Source organism: Chondromyces crocatus, assembly GCF_001189295.1.
GTDB lineage: Bacteria > Myxococcota_A > Polyangia > Polyangiales > Polyangiaceae > Chondromyces > Chondromyces crocatus.
Map to the genome: position 1 here is coordinate 4354312 of NZ_CP012159.1, position 20891 is coordinate 4375202.

Annotated in this window: 18 protein-coding genes; 11 read left to right on the forward strand and 7 right to left on the reverse strand. The window is 66.3% G+C overall.

Features of this window, described 5'->3' with window-relative positions:
• Positions 1-25: 25 nt before the first annotated feature.
• From CMC5_RS16085 to CMC5_RS16095, 3 genes are read right to left on the reverse strand one after another with little or no spacing between them, the layout of a single operon-like run.
• Positions 26-1255 carry a hypothetical protein gene (locus CMC5_RS16085; RefSeq protein WP_050431265.1) on the reverse strand — a complete coding sequence of 410 codons (1230 nt, stop codon included), beginning with the start codon at positions 1253-1255 and terminating at the stop codon, positions 26-28.
• A gap of 58 nt (positions 1256-1313) precedes the next feature.
• Positions 1314-1919 carry a peptidylprolyl isomerase gene (locus CMC5_RS16090; protein ID WP_342673949.1) on the reverse strand — a complete coding sequence of 202 codons (606 nt, stop codon included), beginning with the start codon at positions 1917-1919 and terminating at the stop codon, positions 1314-1316.
• 11 nt (positions 1920-1930) lie between these two features.
• Complete coding sequence (locus CMC5_RS16095) at positions 1931-2476, reverse strand: hypothetical protein (RefSeq protein WP_050431267.1); 546 nt, start codon at positions 2474-2476, stop codon at positions 1931-1933.
• Positions 2477-3371: 895 nt separating this feature from the next.
• Here CMC5_RS16095 and CMC5_RS16100 point away from each other — a divergent pair.
• Entirely contained in the window at positions 3372-3902 is a 531-nt protein-coding gene (locus CMC5_RS16100) for an acyl-CoA thioesterase (protein WP_245678465.1), read from the forward strand.
• Between the two features lie 37 nt (positions 3903-3939).
• Here CMC5_RS16100 and CMC5_RS47565 read toward each other — a convergent pair whose 3' ends face one another.
• Entirely contained in the window at positions 3940-4116 is a 177-nt protein-coding gene (locus CMC5_RS47565; protein ID WP_245678466.1) for a hypothetical protein, read from the reverse strand.
• Between the two features lie 36 nt (positions 4117-4152).
• On the opposite strand from CMC5_RS47565, the gene CMC5_RS49180 reads away from it, so the two are divergent.
• The 10 genes from CMC5_RS49180 to CMC5_RS16145 all read left to right on the forward strand — a co-directional run bounded on the left by CMC5_RS49180 (position 4153) and on the right by CMC5_RS16145 (position 15671).
• Positions 4153-4338, forward strand: a complete 186-nt coding sequence (locus tag CMC5_RS49180) for a sigma-70 domain-containing protein (RefSeq protein WP_425394837.1) — start codon at positions 4153-4155, stop codon at positions 4336-4338.
• 228 nt (positions 4339-4566) lie between these two features.
• Positions 4567-4941 carry a ribosome hibernation-promoting factor, HPF/YfiA family gene (gene hpf / locus CMC5_RS16105; protein ID WP_050431269.1) on the forward strand — a complete coding sequence of 125 codons (375 nt, stop codon included), beginning with the start codon at positions 4567-4569 and terminating at the stop codon, positions 4939-4941.
• Between the two features lie 106 nt (positions 4942-5047).
• Positions 5048-5542, forward strand: a complete 495-nt coding sequence (locus tag CMC5_RS16110; RefSeq protein WP_050431270.1) for a PTS sugar transporter subunit IIA — start codon at positions 5048-5050, stop codon at positions 5540-5542.
• 50 nt (positions 5543-5592) lie between these two features.
• Positions 5593-6603 carry an HPr(Ser) kinase/phosphatase gene (hprK, locus tag CMC5_RS16115; protein ID WP_245678569.1) on the forward strand — a complete coding sequence of 337 codons (1011 nt, stop codon included), beginning with the start codon at positions 5593-5595 and terminating at the stop codon, positions 6601-6603.
• A complete protein-coding gene (rapZ, locus tag CMC5_RS16120) occupies positions 6600-7652 on the forward strand; it encodes an RNase adapter RapZ (protein ID WP_082362530.1) in 1053 nt (350 codons plus the stop codon). Before hprK ends, rapZ begins: the two co-directional genes overlap by 4 nt.
• Entirely contained in the window at positions 7652-7933 is a 282-nt protein-coding gene (locus CMC5_RS16125; protein WP_050431271.1) for an HPr family phosphocarrier protein, read from the forward strand. The genes rapZ and CMC5_RS16125 overlap by 1 nt, the downstream gene beginning before the upstream one ends.
• Positions 7930-9738 (forward strand): phosphoenolpyruvate--protein phosphotransferase, encoded by a 1809-nt coding sequence (ptsP, locus tag CMC5_RS16130; protein WP_050431272.1) that lies wholly within the window; start codon positions 7930-7932, stop codon positions 9736-9738. Before CMC5_RS16125 ends, ptsP begins: the two co-directional genes overlap by 4 nt.
• A gap of 116 nt (positions 9739-9854) precedes the next feature.
• Positions 9855-12074 (forward strand): bifunctional metallophosphatase/5'-nucleotidase, encoded by a 2220-nt coding sequence (locus CMC5_RS16135; protein WP_050431273.1) that lies wholly within the window; start codon positions 9855-9857, stop codon positions 12072-12074.
• An 8-nt stretch (positions 12075-12082) separates the two neighbouring features.
• A complete protein-coding gene (locus CMC5_RS16140; protein ID WP_156338633.1) occupies positions 12083-13534 on the forward strand; it encodes a hypothetical protein in 1452 nt (483 codons plus the stop codon).
• 76 nt (positions 13535-13610) lie between these two features.
• A complete protein-coding gene (locus tag CMC5_RS16145; protein ID WP_050431275.1) occupies positions 13611-15671 on the forward strand; it encodes a tetratricopeptide repeat protein in 2061 nt (686 codons plus the stop codon).
• Positions 15672-15723: 52 nt separating this feature from the next.
• Here CMC5_RS16145 and CMC5_RS16150 read toward each other — a convergent pair whose 3' ends face one another.
• The 3 genes from CMC5_RS16150 to CMC5_RS16160 form a co-directional block, all read right to left on the reverse strand.
• Positions 15724-17910, reverse strand: a complete 2187-nt coding sequence (locus CMC5_RS16150) for a thioredoxin domain-containing protein (protein ID WP_050435922.1) — start codon at positions 17908-17910, stop codon at positions 15724-15726.
• 53 nt (positions 17911-17963) lie between these two features.
• Entirely contained in the window at positions 17964-18770 is an 807-nt protein-coding gene (locus CMC5_RS16155; RefSeq protein WP_050431276.1) for a helix-turn-helix domain-containing protein, read from the reverse strand.
• A 444-nt stretch (positions 18771-19214) separates the two neighbouring features.
• The gene (locus tag CMC5_RS16160) at positions 19215-20891 is read right to left on the reverse strand and encodes an acyl-CoA dehydrogenase family protein (RefSeq protein WP_050431277.1); all 1677 of its coding nucleotides are present in this window, start codon (positions 20889-20891) and stop codon (positions 19215-19217) included.

The following is a 20891-nucleotide window of genomic DNA, read 5'->3' on the forward strand; positions in this document are numbered from 1 at the left end:
CAGAGGGCAGGGGAGAGCCCGCGGTTCAGGGAGAAGCGGCCGCTTCCGCTTCCACCCAGGGGAGCACGGCGGTGCGGAACTGCTCGAACATCGCGGCATCGCCGTTGAAGTTGAAGGGGTGGTTGGCGCCACCTGCAGGATCCGAGTTCCTGAAGATCTGGCTGTTGGCCGGCGTGACCTTGTCGGTGCGAGCCTTGATGATGCGGCAGGTCTTCTCCGGATCGCCCTGGGGGTTGACCAGGTTCATGACGACCGACGCCGTGGATGCGTTGCCGCCGTGGCAGGCGGCAGTTGCACAGTTGGTCTGAATCTGTCCGAGCGCTGCGCTCTCGAAGAGGGCTTGCTCGACGCAATCGGTCCCACCGACGTCCGTGGATGGCTTGAGCGAGCCGAAGAGGATGCCGATCTGCATGCCGTTGGTGTAGTTCGGGATGGCCACGCTCGAAGGCTCGAATGGCTCCGAGTCCCCTGCGAGGACCGTGCGGCTGTACCCACCATAAGGATTGGCTGGGATGGTGGCCCCTTTCCCTGCCTGGAAGACCTGCACCTGGGGATTGCTCAGCTCCACGCCCAGCGTCGTGGTGGTGTTCACGGTGATGTTTTCGAGGACGAGCTCGTTGGCGTCGTTCACCGCGGCCGTGAAGGTGAGGCCGATGCCGAGGTAGGTGTCTCCCAGGTACGTGTCGAAGCGAACGGCATTGAATGCGCCGGCCACGCGGACCGCGAACGGCCCGACGAGCGGGATGGCGGGATCGGGGACTGATGCTTCCATCGCGTCCGACTCGGCTTTGAGCCAGGTCTCCAGATGGTCCCTGAGACCTTCGACGTCCTCGATGGGCGTGCCGGTGTGCGGTCCTCCTCTGGTCGAGTGGACGAGGAGCCGGCTTCGCTCCCAGTCCTTGATCACGAAGGCGTTCCAGTTCCTGACCGTGTCGTAAATCGCTCCGCTATCAGGGGCGGGCGCCATGAAGTAGTAGCTGCTGCTGCCGTTCGCTTTGTGACAGACGTCGCAGCCACTCATCATCAAAGGCTCGACATTCGTCTCGAAGTACCCCTTGAGGTCGATCGAGGAGCTGGCCCCTGCACCCTCGCTGGACGAACCGCTGCTGTTGTCAGCGCCGCTCCCTCCTTCGCCTGGTGCTCCACCGATGGTGCCCGTGCAGCCCGATGTTGCCGACAGGGTGAGACCTACAGCCGCGGCCAGCGCGGGCAGGAGAAAGGCGTAGCGCGCCATGTAGGGGTTCGACGTTCGCATGTCCGGCCGTCTCCTGCGGGCGAAGCGCCCGCTCCAAGCGTCAAGCTTTCTCCGGGCGTCACTCCGTCCGGAGAATGAGATGAAATCCGTACTTCGTTTCAACCACGTCGCTGACCTGGTTCGCCTCGAGTTCGAATGCGGCATCCGCAAATGGAGGGAGCACGTCGCCGCGTTCGATGGACCCCAGAGAGCCTGCACGCGAGGCTGCGCCGGCTTCGTCACTATAGTCGCTGACGAGCGCGTCGAAATCAGCGCCTTCTTGCAGCTTTCCACGTGCTTCGAGCACCCGGAGACACGCCTCTTCCCGGGTTCGTGGGGTATCCCCGCCCCGCTCGGCATCTCGATGTCGGACAAGGATGTGCTTCACGCCGATGTGGGCAGGTTCGTCCGAGCGGCGCGCACGCGAAGCATTGGCGGCGTCGAGGCACCGCGTGCCGGGGGTGTCTCCCTCCGGAGGAGCCGAGGTGACCTTTGCGGGGGTGGAAGCTTCACCTGGCGAAGCGGCAGCGCCGCCACAGCCAGCAGCCATGAGGAGTATCCACGACCACCTGCAAAAGACGCGCATCCCAGGCCAACGTAGCTCATGCGGTGTGGATGTGGGAGGGATACCACATCCGGTGAAACTTTCTGCGAGGGTGTCTGCGGCGAGTGCCGGCGACCGCATCTGGCAGAGGTTCACGGGCAGGCGAGTCGACAGCGAGAGGCGGCGCGCAAGCAGGTCGACAGACAGTCCTGATACACCTTGTACTGGGTGCTCTGCATGGGCTCACTCCCACACTGATTGGCTTTGCACGCGCGGTGCTCACGTTCGCACGCCCCGAGGCACGCTCCTCCTGGATCAGGAGGGGGCTGAGGGGGCGGAGCCACCGGACGGAGGCGGGGTGGCTCGGAAGCGGGAGCATCGGCGGGAATCTCGGGAGGAAGACGATCGCGCATCCCGTTCGGTGAGGCGCCAGGGTCGGAGGGGCGCATGCGATCCGGGAAGCCGGATGGCGGAGGGACCGGACCACACTGCTGGTAGGCGCGTCGCATCACATCCACGGCGCCTCCGGAGCTGATCTCGCACGCTCGCGCGGCGCTCTCGGCGCGGCGAGCGATCGCCATGACGGCGCGGGTGGCCATGCTGTCAGAGTGTCCAGCTGCAGCAAGATCCGGGTTGGCATCCGAGCCCGGCGTGGAACCACGACCCACGAGGTAGGCGAGGAGGACCGTCACCATCATGAGCGTTGCGAACGCGAGCAGCAGCCGTGGATCGAGCCCCCGAGATGCTCTCTCCTGGAGGGGAGGCTCGGTCCCTGGCCAGCCAGCGCTCCCGGTTCTATACGGGTCGAGCAGTGGAGGGCCCGTGTCGGTGGTTCGCGAGCTGTCACCAGCAGCGGGGCGCGTGGGTGACGTTGGTGTCAGGGATGGCGCATGGGCTGTCGTCGCAGCAGAGGGAGGGATGGGGCGTGGGGGCGTGCTTGCGGGTGAGGGGGCCTGTGTCGGGGTCGTGAGCGGAAGGGCGGCATCGGAGCCCACTGTCGGCTCAGTTCCCGCAGCCGTGCGTGCAGGCGACGGGACCGCCCCTTCGCCGGGAAGGCTGCCGTCTGCGAGCAACTCCGCAGGTGTTTCACGTGGTTCCAGCGAGGGAGGCGAGGAGGGCTGGGAGGGCTCGGGAGCTGTTTCCACGGCGGGCAGGGGGACCACCTCGGAGAGAGGTGACGGGGAGCCGTGCAACGTGGTGGGTGGTGGGAGAGGCGCTGGCCACTCCACGAGAGGCTGTGCTCGTCGGAGGGAGTCCACGAGCAGCTCCAGCTCATTACGACGCTCGAACGACCGCACGAGATCTCGTGCTGCTTCGGACGCTGACCGATCGAGCGAGGCGTCTGTCACCCCGAGGGTTTCGGCCAGTTTCCGTAGCTCGCGCAAGCTGAGGCATGCAGCCATGCGGCCGCGAAGCTCGGCTGTATCGTAGCGAGGAACCAGCTGGGCTGGGTCGGAACCCTCGGTCGTACCGACATCCGTCTCATCTCCGCTCACCGGCGGAGCTTACCCCAGGACGGCCCAGTGTCCGAAGCCGGCGTGAGCCGGGTCCCTGCACTTTGGCGCCGGCGGGCCTTGGTGCTACGCCGGTCACGTGAACAGCGCATCTCACGACCCGGCATCTCCGCCGCCCCCCGCGCCGCTCGGTGCGCGCCGACCTGGCGACTCCATCACGACCATGACCGAGTATGTGCTCCCGACGCATGCCAATGCACTCGGGACCATCTTTGGTGGACAGGTCCTGGCGTGGATCGATCTCTGCGCTGCGATCTGCGCGCAGCGACACACCGGGCGCACCGTCATCACCGCGGGCATCGATGACCTGTCGTTCGATCGATCGATCCTGGTGGGGCAAGTGGTCCGGTTGCGCGCCCAGGTCACGGCCACATTCCGTACGTCCCTCGAGATTCTCGTGACGGTACATGGTGAGGATGCGACGCGGGGGGACGTGTGGCCGACGGTGACCGCTTTCGTGACCTTCGTGGCGGTCGACGCATCCATGCGTCCTGCGCAGGTGCCACCGTTGCTCGTCGAGAGTCCCGAGGAGCGAGCGCTGGCCGAGGCAGCGGCGGAGCGCAGGCAGCGCCGTCTGGCTCGACGCGGGCGGCCGGAGCGCTCGGCGTGACGCTGGGCAGGCCAAAGAGAGGCGGGCGCGATGTGTGTCACGTTTGCGCTGGAGCGAGCGCGTGAGCGCTCTCGTCGACGAGGTCGTCACCGAACTCCTGGCCCGCAATCGCGACGGGCGCCGTGTGGAGCTCGAGGACATCGATGAGATTGTCGGTGATCGTGCCGTCAGTTACGACGAGATCGAGGAGATCATCGCACGGCTCGAAGGCCACGGGCTACGGGTAGGTGAGCCGCTCGACGAGGAAGACATCGCGGCCCTTCAAGAAGTCTTCGCGGTGGCTCGGCGCTTGCGTTCAGAGCTCGGTCGTCGCCCCAGCCTGGACGAGATTGCCCGGGCAAGTGGCCGCTCGCCCCACGCCGTCCGGCGTGCGCTCGAGCATGGGCAACGAGCGGGCCAACCTCCAGCGCTGCCCAGGCCGCGAACTCCGGAATAGGGCTTCACGGAGACCGGTTGCTTCCATGCACCTCGACTCATCCGCGCAGCGCTGCCGTCCGAGGTGACGGCGCGCCGCGTTGCGTCGTGAGCGACTCCTGGCAAGCGCAGAATGAACGGTAGGAGCAACTGACATGGAGACTCACGCGCGAGGAGAGGTGTACGATGGCCGCTGGGACCTGCGAGTGCGGGTGCCCATGCCGTACCAAAGAATGGAGGCTCGATACCGATGAACATCGCGATCACGTTCCGGCACATGGCAGGTAGCGACGCTGTCAGGACGTATGCGGAAGAAAAGGTAGCGAAGCTGCAGAAGTTCCTGCGTCAGGCCATGTCGGCCCATGTGACCATCGCGGTTGAAGGGTTGGAGCACATTGCGGACGTGCGAATCTCGGCTGGGGGCGTGTCTCACCAGGCAAACGAGCGGAGCGCAGACATGTATGCGTCCATCGATGCCGTGATCGATAAGCTCGAGCGCCAGATTCGTGATGGTAAGGGACACAATCTCGCCCGGAAGCGGGGCGGAACGAGCGCCGGAGAGTACGCAGCGGATGTGATGAGGATGGCTGGGGACCCTGCCACCCCAGTGCGTACCCGCTCCTAGCGTACGCCTCTCCCACGCGCAGGCGGCCAGAATCGGATAGACTGGCCGCCCCCGAGCGCTTCGCCCGTGCTCGGGGCTTCCCCAGCCCTGGAGAGCCCCGATTCGAATGCAATTCTGTGAAATCCTGACCGCGCACCAGGTATCCGTCGCTGGCGAGCAGGAGGGGGTCGTTGGCACGAAGGCGGATGCGTTGCTCCGCTTGGCGACGCTGCTTGCCGCTGGGGTCGGCGCGTCGCGAGGAAGTCATGACCTCGCTGGTGAGATCGAGCGGGTCCTCGTGGAACGGGAGCGCTTGCAGTCGACGGGGGTCGGGGGGGGCGTGGCGATTCCCCACGGTGTCCTCGAGGCGGCCGAGCGTCAGGTCGGAGCGGTGTTGTTGTGTCCTCGCTCCATCGAGTTCGATGCCATCGATGGTGAGCCAGTATCCATTCTGTGCGCGGTCATCGGGCCCACGCGCGCGACCGGGGAGCATCTGAAGATGCTGGCGCGGATTTCGAGGCTTCTTCGTGACCCTGGCTTTCGTCGCCGTCTCCTCTCGTCACCCAGTGGCAGGCTGGCCTTCGACATGATCGTGGCCGAAGAGGGGCGAGGGCAGCTGTGAGCCGCAATGGGGGAGGGAGAGGCGCTGCTGCGTCGCGCACCGCCATCCAGGTGAGAGAGCTGATTCATGACCAGGGGCTGGGTCTCCGGCTGACACTGGTTGGAGGGGCCGCGGGGCTGAATCGCGGGATCGATCACACCCGGATCCAGAAATCTGGGCTGGCATTGGCTGGGCATTTTCACGGCATCGTGCCCACGCGCGTGCAGATCCTCGGGCAGACCGAGCAGTCCTATCTCGCTCGCCTCGGGCACGAGGAGCGCGTGCGAGCGCTCCATGGGTTCTTCGGGCTCGACCTGTCGTGCGTGATCATCACCGGAGGAGAAGCCGGCGGGTCAGCCTTCGCCATGGGCGAGATGCCCGAGCTCGCGGCATGTGCAGAGGAGACGGGGACGCCCTTGCTATCGTCTCCTGTGCGGTCGAGCGCCACGATCGCGGCCCTGCACACGTTGCTCGACGACAGGCTTGCTCCTCGGGTGCGGTTGCACGGCGTGCTGGTCGATGTGTTCGGCGTTGGCCTGCTTCTGGTGGGGCCGAGCGGTATCGGCAAGAGTGAGTGCGCACTGGATCTGGTGATGCGTGGACACCGGCTCGTCGCGGATGATGCGGTGGAATGTGATTTCCGGCCTCCGCGAATGGTCTTCGGCGCTCCTGCCGAACTCCTCCGTCATCATCTGGAGGTGCGTGGGCTTGGCGTCTTGAATGTGAAGGATCTCTTCGGGGTGACTTCCATCCGGGAGCGGAAGCGGATCGACGTGGTGGTCAAGCTGGTGGCGTGGTCCGAGAACACGGAGTACGACCGGCTCGGGCTCGATGAGCGGTCGCACGTCATCCTCGGTGTGTCCATTCGTGAGCTGTGCATTCCAGTGCAGCCAGGGCGCGACATGGCGTCCATTCTCGAGGTCGCCGCACGTAACGAGCTGCTGAAGCACGCTGGGCACCACGCCGCTCGAGAGTTCTTCAACAGGCTGGAGGGCTCGCTGCTGAGCGAGCGCAGCTCGGATGAATCGGTGGTCCCGCCCTCGGTGCGTGGCGAGGCGTCGTCGGAGAGGTGGGGCGAATGAGCGAGGGGCGTAGTTCGGATGAGCCGGGCCGGGTAGCGGTCGTCACGGGGCTGAGCGGAGCGGGCAAATCCACCGCAATCCGAGCCCTGGAGGACCTGGGTTTTTTCTGCGTCGACAACATGCCGCCCCCCCTCGTGGAGCGCGCAGTGGAGGTCTGCGAGGCAGGTGGGGTCAACCGGATCGGTCTGGGCATCGACGTCCGCGTCGGTGCCTTCATCGATGGGGCGAGCGCTGCTCTGAAGGCGCTGCGAGCGCGGCGCGACGTCTTCGTGCTGTTCCTCGATGCGAGCGACGACGTCCTCATCCGACGCTTCAGCGAGACCCGACGCCCTCACCCATTGATTGCACGTGGGCACGGGGAGATGGCGATGCTGGACGGGCTCGTCCTGGAGCGAGAGCGTCTCGCATCACTCCGCGCTCAAGCCACCATCGAGCTCGATACCTCACGGCTGTCGGTACACGAACTGCGCCGCCTGGTCATCGAGCGCGTCGGATCCGTGAAACAGGCCGATACGCAGATGGCCACGCGCGTCGTATCGTTCGGTTACAAGTACGGCGTCCCGCTCGACGCCGATCTGCTCTTCGACGTTCGATTCCTCGACAACCCCTATTTCGTGCCGGAGCTGCGGCCATTGACGGGGAATGACGCTGCCGTTCGGGACTACATCCTGCAGAACCCGGATGCGCTCGCCTATGTCGAGCGCGTGGAGCAGCTGCTTCTGTTTTCCGTGCCTCGCTATGCTCGTGAAGGGAAGAGTTACCTCACCATCGGCATCGGCTGCACGGGGGGACGCCATCGCTCGGTGGCTCTCGCGGTGCTGCTGGGAGAGCGCCTCCGCGGGAAGACGGGCCTCCCTGTCGCCGTGATCCATCGGGACCTGTCCCGTGGGGTGACGGCGGCCGCGCCGAGCTCGGGCAGCGTGCCGTCGGACCTCGAGCCCAGCGCAGGGCTCGACGGAGCGCACGTCGCTCGGGGGCCATCTCGGAGCATCGTGGCAGCTGGCGACCAGGTACTCTCACACAAGGATGCGGCGGGGAGAGACTCGTGATGCCACATGAGGTGACGCGGCAGTTCACAATCATCAATGCGCGAGGCCTGCATGCCCGTGCGGCGACGAAGCTTGTCCAGCTTGCTGGCAAGTTCGACTGCAGCATTCTTCTGACGGGGCCAGACGGCCAGAGCGCAAACGCCAAGAGCGTGATGGGCGTGCTCCTGCTTTGCGGGTGCGTGGGCACTGTCCTCGAGGCACGTGCGACGGGGCCCCAGGCGGAGGCCGCCATCGAGGCCATCGGTCAGCTCATCACGAGCCGCTTCGGGGAGCCGGAGTGAACGGGAAGCGGTCCACCGATGCGCCTCCTGCCTCGCAGCAGGTCCCTGTCGCACGCGCGAATGCCCTCGTAGGTATCGCCGGCGCTCCCGGAGTCGCGATCGGGACCGCGATCGTGCTCGGCACCGAGAAGCTCGCTTATCCTCGACGCCACATCGAGCAAGAAGAAGTCGGTGCAGAGATCGCTCGCTTCGAGGACGCCGTCGCGCGTGCTCAGCGCGAACTTTGTGATGTGGCGAAGCAGGTCGAGGGGCGCAGGGTGGAGGCCTCGATCCTCGAGGCGTACCTGCTCATGTTCGGCGACGAGGCGCTCGCCGAGGCGGTCAAGGTCCAGATCACCGAGGACCGCCGATCCGCGGAGTGGGCCGTTGCCGCGGTCTGCGAGACCTTCGCAGCGCGGCTCGCGTCGGTGAACGACCCGTATCTCCGCGAGCGGAGCCACGACATCGAGTTCGTCGGCGAGCGGCTGCTTCGGGCTTTCGACAGCGTGCCCTCGCCACGAACGATCCCGCGCATCAACGGGCCATCCATTCTCATCGCGCACGATCTCTCTCCTGCAGACACCGCGTCGCTGGTCGACCAGCCCGTGATCGGCTTCATCACGGAGGTCGGTACCCGCACGAGTCACACATCGATCATGGCGCGCGCGCTGGAGATCCCGGCGGTCGTCGGGGTGAGCGACGCCACGCAGCGAATCGCCACGGGCGACGTCGTGGTCGTCGACGGCTTGCGGGGTATGGTGCTGATCCACCCCGATACCGAGGAGCTGAAGGCGTCACACGCGCGAGCCGACCGACACCTCGCACACGCACGCGGACTCTCGGAAGCTCGTGATCGCGCAGCCGTGACGACCGATGGTCTGCAGGTGCAACTCTGGGCCAATGTGGAGCTACCCGCAGAGGCGCTCCTGGCCAGGGACCAAGGCGCTGACGGGATCGGCCTCTATCGCACCGAGTTTCTTTACATCGATCGAGCATCCCCTCCGACCGAGGAGCAGCAGTTCGAGATCTTCCGGACCGTGGTGAAGGCCATGGCTCCGAAACCCGTGACCCTGCGGACGTTCGACATCGGCGGTGACAAGTTCGTTTCCACCTTTCAGCTCCCGCCGGAGATGAACCCCATGCTCGGCCTGCGTGCCGTTCGCCTCGCGCTGTCGCGTCCGGAGGTTTTTCTCGAGCACCTCAGGGCGATGGTGCGAGCTTCCGCCTATGGCGATGTCCGGATCATGATCCCCATGGTGGCGGGCTTGAACGAGCTGCGTCAGGTGAAGACGTTGCTGCAGAGGGCACACGAGGAAGTGCGTGCCCGTGGGCTGCCGTGCGCCGACGAGATCCCCCTCGGCGTCATGATCGAGGTCCCCGCTGCGGCGGTGCTGGTGGATCACTTCGCGCGGGAAGCTGCATTTCTCAGCCTGGGGACGAATGATCTCATCCAGTATGCGCTCGCCGTGGACAGGAGCAGTCGCTCGCTGGCCTACCTGGCTTCACCGTTCGATCCTTCGATTCTGCGCTTGATCGTCAACGTGATCCGCGCAGGGCAGGAGTTCCGCCGACCCGTATGTATCTGCGGCGCGATGGCGAGTGATCCGCTGGCTGCCGTCTTGCTCTGTGGCCTGGGGATGCGTGACTTCTCGATGGAAGCCGCAGCGATCCCGGAGATCAAAGAGGCCATCCGCCGCATCTCGCTGGCAGAGGCAGAGCAGGTCGCTGCGGAAGCGCTCGCCTGTGCGACCGCAGAGGAAGTGGAGGCATGTGTGGCTGGTGCCTTTGCTCCCCTACTATGCGATCTCCTAGCTGGCGAGCCCTGACACGCTCCCGTCACGCGTTGCGTAATGCAAGGTCCGGGTTCCCGACATCACGCCGCGATGGAGCATTTTCCCCTTGAGCCGGTCGACATGGCTCTCTAGCGTGGCGCCCGCCACGGATGCAGAAGCAACAAACCGCCCCGCTGCGCCGCGCCACTGCGCTCATCCCCTTCGCAGCGTCGGTGATCGCCGGCGCCGTCGCCCTCGGTACCAGCCCTGGGTGTGTGACCAAGCAGGCACCACCGCGGCTTGATGGTCAGGTTCATCTGACGCTGCTTCACACGTCGGATATCCACTCGCGACTGCTCCCTTACAACCTGCAGCTCGGTCAAGTCGACGCTGGGCTCGGTCTTGGACAGGTCCAGAGCATCGTCAACGTGGGTGGAGCCGCACGCATCTCGCACATCGTCGGGCGCGAGCGTGCTCGCTCATCCCGCGTGCTCCACCTCGACGGTGGTGACTGCTTCCAGGGAGCGCCCATCTTCAACTTCTACTCGGGAGAGGCGGAGATCAAGACGCTCGCCGCCATGGGCGTCGACGCGATGATCGTCGCCAACCACGAGTTCGATAAAGGCGCGCTGAACCTCGGCATTCAGCTCCAGCAGAACTCGAACTTCCCCATCCTGGCCGCCAACTACATTCTGGAAGACCCCGCGCAGCCAGGTGCCTCGCCGCTCGGGAGCATCATCCAGCCCTACACGGTGTTCAATCTGGATGGGCTGCGGGTGGGCATCATCGGGATGGGCAACCTTTCCAGCATGACGTCCATCTTCGACGCGCCGAACCGCCTCGGGATCACCCCGTTGAACACCACCGAGGTGGCGCAGTTCTACGTCGACCTCCTCCGCCCCTCGGTCGATCTCGTCGTGTTCGTCACCCACCTCGGCCTCGACGTCGACGAGCGGATGATCCAGACCACGACCGGCATCGATGTGGTGCTGGGCGGGCACAACCACATCGTCCTCCAGCCGCCGAAGCGGGTGCAGGACTGCTCGCGGTACTACGACGAGGAGAAGCAGAGTTACTACATCCTCCTGAACGACGAGCAGAACCCGGAAGCGGGAGAGAAGTCGCGACGCTATTGCAAGCCAAGGGACGTCGTGCTCGCTCACTCCGGAGCGTTCGCCAAGTATGTCGGTCGGCTCGACCTCGTGGTGTCCAACCTGCCCGAGGATCTCGGCCCCGACTACGATCCGAACGACGGCTTCGAGGTATTGAGCAGCGTCTACGACCTGTTCCCCGTGAACGCTCAGGTCCCCGACGATCCGATCGTCGCCGCCGTGCTCGAGCCCTACGAACAAGGGCTCGATGCGCTGGCAGACCTCGATCTTTTCGTCGGCTACGCGCGGGATGGATCGCGTCGCTTCTCCACCAGTGGTGGGGACTCGCCGCTCGGCAACATGGTGGCCGCGGCGATGTGGCTGCGGCTCGGCGTGCAGACCGACTTCTCGCTGACCAACTCCACCGGGATCCGGGCCGATCTCGTACCCGGGCCGGTGACGATCGAGCAGCTCTACAACATCTTCCCGTTCGACAACGCCATCACGAAGATGCAGCTCTCGGGCGTCGAGGTGCAGGACCTCTTCGACTTCGTGGCGCGTCGTTCGACGGGGCGTGGCTGCGTGTCACAGGTGCAGATCGCGGGAGCCCGCGTCGTCATCAACTGCAGCGCCCAGCAGACACCCGGTGGGCCTCCGGGGCTCGCGACCAACATCTACATCGGTACCTACGAGCCCCCCATCACCTGCCCCAATGGTGACGCCGATTGCCCGGGCCAAGCGTTCGGGAGCTGTGATCCGGAGGCGAACCGCTGCTGGAGGCCGCTCGATGGGTTCTCCATGTACGAGCTGGCCACGTCGGACTACCTGGGGGCCGGTGGAAGCGGCTTCCGCGTGCTCCAGCGCAACACCACCCAGTTCAACACGCAAATCCAGCAGCGCGACGCGCTGGGCGACTACATCCGCGCGGGTAAGCCCTGCGGCGCAGGCCAGGACGGACGACCCGTCTCGTGCAGCACCGATGCGGACTGTGAGTCCACGGTGGGCGAGGACTTCGTGTGCGCTTGCCCAGGGCAGGTGGAAGAGGGGCTCCAGTGCCAGACGAAGGAAGGGGGGTCCTGCAACAACGCGGGCGCATGCGTCTTGAGGCAGTGTCGTATCGACCTCGCCACGCATCGCCGTGAGACGTGCAACGCGGCTTCGGAGGATTACTTGCGAGAGCAGTGCCTGCGTACGCTGTCTCCCTGCGCAACGGGAGGTGAAACCTGCAAGTACCTCGCGTGCGTCGACCGGCGGATCGGGAATTATTCGGATGGTCGACTCCGGATGGTGGGGCAGTGATGCGCACCATGTTCACGCGCTCCGCCCTGCTCCTCTCGGCCCTTCCCTGTCTGTCGAGCTGCGTGACTGAGGGCTTCTCGCTGGACGGCGCCTCCACATTCAGGGTGGAGGTGGTGCGTGTGAACGGCGAGGACCCTCCCTCTCCGGACGCGCGTCTGCCGGCGAACCTGGGCAATGTCGACGAGACGTGGGAAATCGTCATCGAGGCGCGTGATGGCCGCGGCCAACCCACGGCATTCGAGGGGGTCGTTCGACTCCGTGCCGAGCCGGGAGCGGTGCAGGCCGTGGAAGGTGAAGGCGGGATGGGCCGCAACCTCCGCGTCCGTGGGGGGCGCGCCACGGCGACGGTGCGCGTCACAGGTGTGTTCGGCGATTCGCGGATCTGGGCAGAAGACCTCGGGTATCTGCCCGCCGAGGATCCCACCAAAGCGGCCTGCTCGAACGGCATCAACGACGATCCGCACGAAGACATGCTGATCGATTTCCCTGCGGATCCAGGGTGTGCCTACGCGGACGACGACACGGAGGAAGGCGGGACCTTCGCCGCTGGTGTCTCCCCGCCCGTGGCCTATGCCCTCCCACGGATCTCCGACATCCAGGGGCGAGGCTCGGAGACGCCTTACAAGTTCGAATCGATGGAGGTGAATTCAGCGCCTCCTCAGCGAATCGTGGTGACGCGCATCTCGAGCGATGGCTTCTACGTCACCGACCTGGCCGAGCAGGATCTTGGTTACAACCACCTGTACGCCTTCAACTTCTCGACGCCGCCAGGCATGCGGGTCTGCGATCGGATCGAGTACCTCGCCGGCACCGTGAACGAGTTCTTCGGTGGGACGCAGATTGCTTTCCCGTCCTACCGTGTGCGACCGCCCGCCCGCGGAGAGGATTGCGAGGTCCCCGAGCCCGCGATCATCGAGCCATTCATGGTCGGCAATCCCGTGGCCATGGAGAAGCTCGAGTCGGGCCTGGTGCGCATCGAGGGCTTCCACATCACGGCCAACTTCGGGAAGAACCGCGCCACGGTGAGCAAGCAGTTCCCTGGCATCTACGAGTTCAAGGCCGATCAGTCGAACTGCGACCTCAACGAGGATGGGCAGGTCGACTTCACGAGCCCCACGGAGGGGCGTTGCTCCGAGCAGTGTACGAGCAGCACCGAGTGCAGCGAATGGACCAGCTATTCGGCTCGGGGTAACTACAAAGTGTCGAACGGCGCGGTGATGATCCAGGTCAACACCAGCACCGTCGGGGGGTTCGATCCGACGTCGCACCGTGGGGAGGTGCTCGATGTCGTGACCGGGACGCTGCGCAATTTCTCGGGCGGCTCCCTCAACTGGACGGTGGAAACCCGCTGCTCCGACGACCTTGCTTGCCAGGCGACCGGCTGCGTACCCGCGCCGAAGTCCTCAAAAGAAGCGTGCGTGCGCCTGCGCACCGAGACCGAAAACGAAGCGACGAATTAGGGACGTCGGAGACCAACTTCGACTCTCCTCGCCCGGCGACCACCGGGCGGCCGCCCCAGGAGACTGAACGCCCGCCATGCATCGAAGCGCGCCCCTCGCCACCGCTGCCGCAGCCTTGCTTGCCACGTTTGCCTCGTCGGCATGGGCTCAACCTCAGCCTCCTCCGCCCGACGCGGAGCGCCCGGCTGCACCGACCCCGGATGCTCCTGCCGTCGACACGCCGGAGCAGATCCGAGAGAAAGCCCGCACCGCGCTCGCAAGCAACGATGTCGGCGGCGCGTGTTTGCTCTTCGAGCAGGCCTATGAGGGCGCCGTCAGAGCCTCTCGAGCAGGTAACCCCGGACCCGCGCCGAATGATGTCCTGTTCGAGCTCGCGGCATGTCACGAGCGACAGGGGCGACCCAACGTCGCCGTCGCGGAGTACGCGCAGGTCGCGTCCGCCGGAGGTCCCAACGCCGAGGCAGCGCGCCTTCGTGTGGAGGCACTGCAACCTCCGCCTCAACCCCCGGCCTCGATGGGCCCCCCCTCTGTTCCTGCCGTGACGCCCGCGCCAGCCTCGCCGCCCGTGCCGTCGATTGCTCCGGTCGTCGACGGACCGAAAGAAGAGCCTGGGGTTCTGTTCGGCGACTTCATGGATACGCGCCTCACCTGGACCTTCGGTGACGACGACATCCTCCACGAGACGGGCCAGGCCCTGCCGATCTCACCGAACGCCAGCGTCGGAGATCGCCGTCAGTATCGCCTCTTCTTCGACAACCTGAACTCTCGCTTCGCCGGTCGCGAGAACCTGACGCACCTCGTCCTCTACAAGAAGATGCCGGGGTTCATCCGCAACCTCGACACCGAAGCCTCCGTCGTCTTGCGCTTCGACATGGCCTCGCTCTCGAGGAACGCCAACAACGTCAACCAGGCGCTCTACGATTCCGGCTCGTTCCTGCGCATTTTCTATCACACCGACGGCAAGGCCGACGGAAAGCAGGGCATCGGGCTGACCTTCTTCCCCCTCGACACCGACCGTATGCGGCTCGGCTACCTGTACGACATCTCCTGGGGTGGTACGGCGGGTTCGATCAACCAGTCCATCTTCCCCCGCATCGTCGGCAGCTCTCCTGGTGCGAAGATCCAGTTCGATCACGAGCGCTTCAGCGTGTACGCCGGCTTCAAGACGGCGAACATCATCGAGGTCACCGAGGTCCTCACCCCGGGAACGAGCGAGGTCGAGGAACTCCGTGTCGGCGAGACGAACTACGGCGTCCTCGGCGGCGTGGGGGTCGACATCAACGACTACATGCACGTCGACGCGGGCGGCGGTTACTTCCAGCAAGGCAAGTTCGACCTCCCCGATGTCCGGGGAGAGCCCGTCTACACCGCGGGTCTGTCTGCGCGTGCCGTGGTGCATCACCCGGACATGCCGACGCCCCAGTCGATCGACTTCCAGCTCTACCGGAACGACCCGAACAAGCCGCAGGTCTTCTTCCGGCCGGAGACGTACACCGAAGGCAAGACCACCTGGGCGGTGAGCCTCGAGTACACGAACCTGTTCCAGCACCTCAGCGACTTCGAGGTCGCTGGCGCCACGAACATCCAGCAGGCACGTGCCGCGGCGCTCCAGGCCAACCTGAAGACCGGCTACCTTCGCGCGAGCTTCACGGGCATCTACCGCGATCTCCCGTACGTGCTGCGCAACCAGCCCAGCCTCATCCCCTTCCAGACCATCCCCAGCAGCGAGTCCGTCAAGACGAGCGACGAACTCTTCTTCTCGGTCGCCGCGGACTACTACATCCCTTCGGCACGCTTGACCCCCGGCATCGGTGCCGGTCTCCAGCTCCCGGCGACGTTTGAGTCCAACACCGTGGACAGGGCCAGCTCGCCCATCAGCCGCACCATCGTGGTCCGGGAGCAGGGCAACATCTCCATCCTCCCGGTCAACACGGGCGCTGTGCCCATCATCCAGGCCCGCGCCAGCTTGAAGTGGGACCTGAGCCGCATCATGTCGGCGGTGATCTGGGCTCAGTACGTGCGTGACAACAACGCCACGTTCGTCGAGCGCGATCCCAACGAGGGGACCACCTCCCTCCGCACGTTCATCAGCCCCGACTTCCTCGGCTTCGGCGCCATGGTGCAGGCGCGCTTCTGATCAGGCCTCTCGGCGAGGGCGCGCTCCTTGGAGAGCGCGCCCCCCACCCGCCTCAGTACCCCTTCGTCACCTGCAGCTGATCCGCGAACACCGCTGGATCGGTGGTCGGCGCTTCACAGCGACCACGCTCGCATACGAAGACCGTGGGCGCTCCTCCCAGTGCCCGCTTGCCCTCCACCAAGGGCACCTGCGCGGTGAGCTCACCGAGCGCTCGCTCCGTGCCCCCCACCACGATGCGATTGGGAAGAAACGTCTTGCGGAGTACGTCGACGAGCGCCTTCGGCGTCTCATCGCCATCCGGCCAGACCAGCACGATCTCCCGAGGCGCATCCGTCCAGAAGTCCAGCGCCAGCAGCATGTCGCTGAGCGCCAGCGGTCGCTCCGTGAGCTGAGGAGCGAACGCTTTGAACGCTCGCTCTCCGAGCGTCCGGAACCTGTCCTCGGACGTCAGTTCTCCCAGACGCAACACATTGAGGAGGTGCACCGAGTTCCCGGAAGGCTCGGCTCCATCGTAGGCCGGCTTCTCGCGCGCAAGGAGCTGCTCATGATCATCGCTGGTCATGAACCAGCCTCCCGTCTGCGGGTCGGCATGATGCGTCTCGACCACCTCTGCGAGGGCCAGCGCCTCCCGAAGCCAGCGCCCCTCGAAGGTCACCTCGTACAGATCGAGGAGCCCCTGGATCAGGAACGCATAGTCATCGAGGTAAGCGTTGAACTGAGACTTGCCGTTCAGGAAGCTCCGGCGCAGCCTCCCTGACTCGCGCAGGTGCGTCAGCAGGAAGTCGGCGGCCCGGCTGCCGGCCTGTGCATACCGCGCGTCTCCGAGGGCGAGCGCGCCCGCTGCGAACCCGGAGATCATCAGCCCGTTCCAGGACGTCAGGATCTTGTCGTCGCGGAGTGGTGCGATGCGCTGTTCACGGAGCGCGTACAGCTTGCTCCGGGCAGCGGCGAGCGCAGCGTGTTCTGCCTCGTCCGGCTCACGGACATGCAGGATGTTGCGACCCTCGAAATTGCCGCTCTCCGTCACGCCGTAGTAGCGCATGAACCGCTCCGCTTCGGAGCCGAGCGCCTCCTTCAGTTCGGCGGGCGTCCAGACGAAGAAGCGCCCCTCTTCTCCTTCCGAGTCCGCATCGGTGGCCGAGTAGAACCCACCCTCGGGCGCCGTCATCTCCCGCAGTACGTAATCGAGCACCTCGCGGGTGACGCGTGCAAAATCCGGACGACCCGTTGCCTGATGCGCCTCGGCGTAGGCCACCGCCAGCAGCGCGTTGTCATAGAGCATCTTCTCGAAATGAGGGACCAGCCACTCCGGGTCGGTCGAGTAACGGTGGAACCCACCCCCGACCTGGTCGTACATCCCACCCGAGGCCATCTTCTCGAGCGTGAGCGTCGCCATCTGGAGCACATCCGCGTCTCCCGTCCGCCTGCTCACGCGCAGCAGCAGCCGGAGTGGGAGCTGCGAAGGGAACTTCGGTGCCCGCGCGAGCCCGCCATGGGTCCCATCGAAGCTCCGCTTGTAAGCGCTCATGGCCGCGGCGATGGGCGAGGCGTCCGGCGCGTCGACGTCGGCGGGCACCGCCTGCGCTGACAGCAGGTCGCGGACGATCCCCGACAGATCCGACGCAGCACGTTCGATCCGCTCGCGATCCTGGTGATACACGGTGAGCAGCTCGGCGAGGATGGAGAGGAACCCCTTCCGCATCCCCCGCGCCCCGTCCCGCGGCGGGAAGTAGGTTCCGCCGAAGAACGGCGCCCTGCCCGGCGTGAGGAACACGTTCAGCGGCCAGCCACCGGAGCCGGTGAGCGCCTGGACTGCGCTCATGTAGATCGCGTCGACGTCCGGGCGCTCCTCGCGATCCACCTTGATGCACACGTAGTTCTCGTTGAGGAACTGCGCGATCTGCACGTCCTCGAACGACTCCCCTTCCATGACGTGACACCAGTGGCAGGTGGAGTAGCCGATCGAGATCAGCACCGGCCGATCGAGCCTCCGCGCGTCCTCGAACGCCTCGTCGCCCCACGGATACCAGTTCACGGGGTTGTGCGCGTGCTGGAGCAGGTACGGGCTGCCTTCCAGCAGGAGCCGGTTGGTGTACTCGGGCCGCCCCTCCTTCAGGTGGTGGGTGCGTGGCACGTACCCGGGCCCCTTCGCGGTGAGTGCCTCCGCGAGGCGTCTGGTCAGGTCTGCGGGCAGCTCAGCGGCGCCCGGCAATGCACTCACAAGGGTGGCGTTCTGCACCTCGGACACGTACCACGGGCCAGGACCACTGTCGCGGAACGGCCAGCCTGGACCTACTTGGGCCGGAAATGCCGGAATGCCTCGCGCGCACGCGCCGACACGCTGACCGTCTCGAGGATCCGGAAGCCTCCACGCAGGTAGAACCCCTCGAAGTGGAGCACGCTCTCTCCCTCTGCAGGCTCGATCTCCCAGAACCGTGCGCGCTCTTTCGACGTGCCGAGCACACCGATCCGGTGCCACCCGCCCGGGATCGTTCCGACCCATTCGGCGCCGTGCTTCTCCTCGACCTCGAACTCCTCGCGCGTGTGCTTCACGCGGAAGCTCGCGTCTGGCGCAGAGCCGATCCGGGCCTCCAGGATGCCGCCGGGGAAGCTCCTCCCGCCGGCGTCCCGCCGCCGTGGACCGCGTCGGCTCACGCGGTAGCTGCCGACCGAGATCGGGTCCAGGTAGTAGGTCCCGCCCTCCTTGTGCGCGCGAAGTCGCCCCGAGTAGATCGCCTGCCGCACCGCGCTCTCGGAGATCCCGAGCTGCGTCGCCGTCTCGGGCACCGTCAGCGTGAACCGTGCGCGTGCCGTGGCGACGCTCGTTCCTGGCGGCATCCGCTTCCTGGCGATGCAGTCGAGCATCACGTGGAACATCGGGTCGCGGTACGTCTCGCTCGTCGCGACCACCTTCCCAGGGACGACGGTCGCGTCGAGCAGCGGGTTCTCGGGCCCGTGAACCAGCTCGGTGAGCTCGGCGTCGGTCACCGCGGGGTCTTTCGTCGCTGCGATGACGCGCCGCATGAAGGCGCCCAGCTCGCCAGCGGGCGCGATGAACTCGACGGTCTCCCCGGAAAGCAGCGTGTATTGCGTCTTCATGCTCGACTCTTCACCGCTCGTGGCGCGAAACCCGCCGCACCTTCGGCCCTGAAGCGACCTTCACCGCACCGCTGGATCCGAGAACGAGCGCTCCCCTCGCGGGACGCACGACTCCCCAGGCCCCACCTGGGGGCTCGAAGGCATGCCTCGCGTTGAAGCGCGACCCGACGTGGCGACACCCCGGCCTAACGCCCGGGCCGCCAGGCCGTCGTCCCTGAATCCGTGACGTTCAGCGTCGCGTAGGAGTAATACTGTACGCGCGAGCAGTTGGGGGCGTCCAGCAGCTTCCGCGACAGATCGGACAGACTGCGTCTCAGCAACCTGCGCGGCCCTCCGGACGCGCGCTGCTGGGACGCAACAAGCGCCACGAGGCTAGCTTCTGTGCAGGCGTTGCGGGGGGACTTGGAAGGGATCTGACGCCGCCGGGCGTCGCATGAGGCCGTACTAGCTCGTGACGCCTGCGAGCAACTCGGCGAACTCGCGCGATTCGTCGCGGATCTGGTCCACACCGTGCGCGGCGAAGCGCAGCGCTGCGGCCGTGGGACGGGCGTCGCTCGCGTGCTCCTGCGCCCAGGCCGCGTGGTGCACCAGCAGCGCCAGCTCGAGGGAGCGGCCCAGCGTCAGCGCGAAGCGGCGCGCGCCAGCCTCGATGCCCAGCGGATCCTCGCTCGACAGGCGCCCGACCCAGGCCACCGCGTGCTGGAACCCTTGCTCGGCCGCGGCGGCTGCAGGAGCGAGCCTCCCTCCAGCGGCACCCCCACAGAGGCGCGCGATCTCCGCTCCGAGCACCTCCAGCGAACGATCCTTCGCGATCGCGCGCAGGGCGTCGAGGGAGAGCACGTTGGTCGTCCCCTCCCAGATCGGGAGCACCTGGGCGTCCCGCAGGATGCGCGGCAGACCCGTGTCTTCGACGTACCCGGCCCCTCCGAAACACTCCAGGGCTTCGCTCGTCACGGCCACCACCTGCTTCGCCGTGGTGAGCTTCATCAACGGCGTGAGCAGCCGGAGCAGCCGCGCCTCGTCGGCCGTGATCTCACCGGCCTCTTCGCGCCCGAGCAGCTCGACCACCCGGAACGTCAAGTGGAGCGCGCCCTCGAACTCGGCCTGCATTCCGGCCAGCGTGTCCACGTGGAGGGGCTTGCGGTTCAGGGGCGCGCCGAACTGCACCCGCCGGTTTGCGTAGTCCATCGCCAGCGCGATCCCGCGACGCATGCCCGCCAGCGCCCCCACCGCGTTCCACGTGCGGGTGATGTTCAGCATGGGGGCGATGTTGCGGATCCCGTCGCCGAGCCCCGCGACCGGCAGGGCGAGCGCACCGTCGAGCGTCAGCTCGGCGGTCGGGACCTTGCGCGTCCCCAGCTTGTCCTTCAGCCGGTTCACCAGGATCCCCTCGCGCCGACCCTTCTCGTCGAACACCTCGACATAGAACAGCGCGAGACCTCGCCCTCCTGGCGGGTTGCCCTCGGGCCTCGCCAGCGTCAGCGCCATCTGCGAGGTCGTCGCCGAGGTGAACCACTTCGTGCCATGCAACCGAAACGCGCCGTCGGGACCGGGTGTGGCGATCGTCTCGCTGAGCCCGACGTCGGATCCTCCGGTGCGCTCGGTCATCCATTGCCCACTCGTCCACGCTTGCGCCGGATCGCGGCTGGTGAGACGCGCGACCGCGCGCTCGTTGATCTTTTGGTTGCCATGCACCACGAGCGTCTTGGCTGCCCCGTCCGTCATCGCGAGCGGGCAGGTGTAGACGTCGGTCGAGGCATCGAAGAGGAAAGCGAGGGCGAACTGATGCACCCGGGAGAACCGGCCGTGTGCGCGCTCGTACGCCGTCGCCACGACGCCGTGTTCGGCCGCGATGCGCGCGGCCTCTTTCCAGAGGGGCGTCACCTCGATGTGATCCACCCGCCTCCCCCAGGCATCCCACTGCGTGAGCACGGGCTCGTTCAAACGGTCGGCGAGCTGCAGGCGGTACAGGCTGCCACCGGCCAGCTCACCCATCTCCCTCAGCGAAGGGATGACCGCACCGTGGACGTCGGACGGCAGCGCGCGAGAGAGGTACGAGCGCAGGGCGCGGTCCTCGTCGAACTGATTGCCCAGAGCAGGGGGATCCTGAAAAAATGCCAT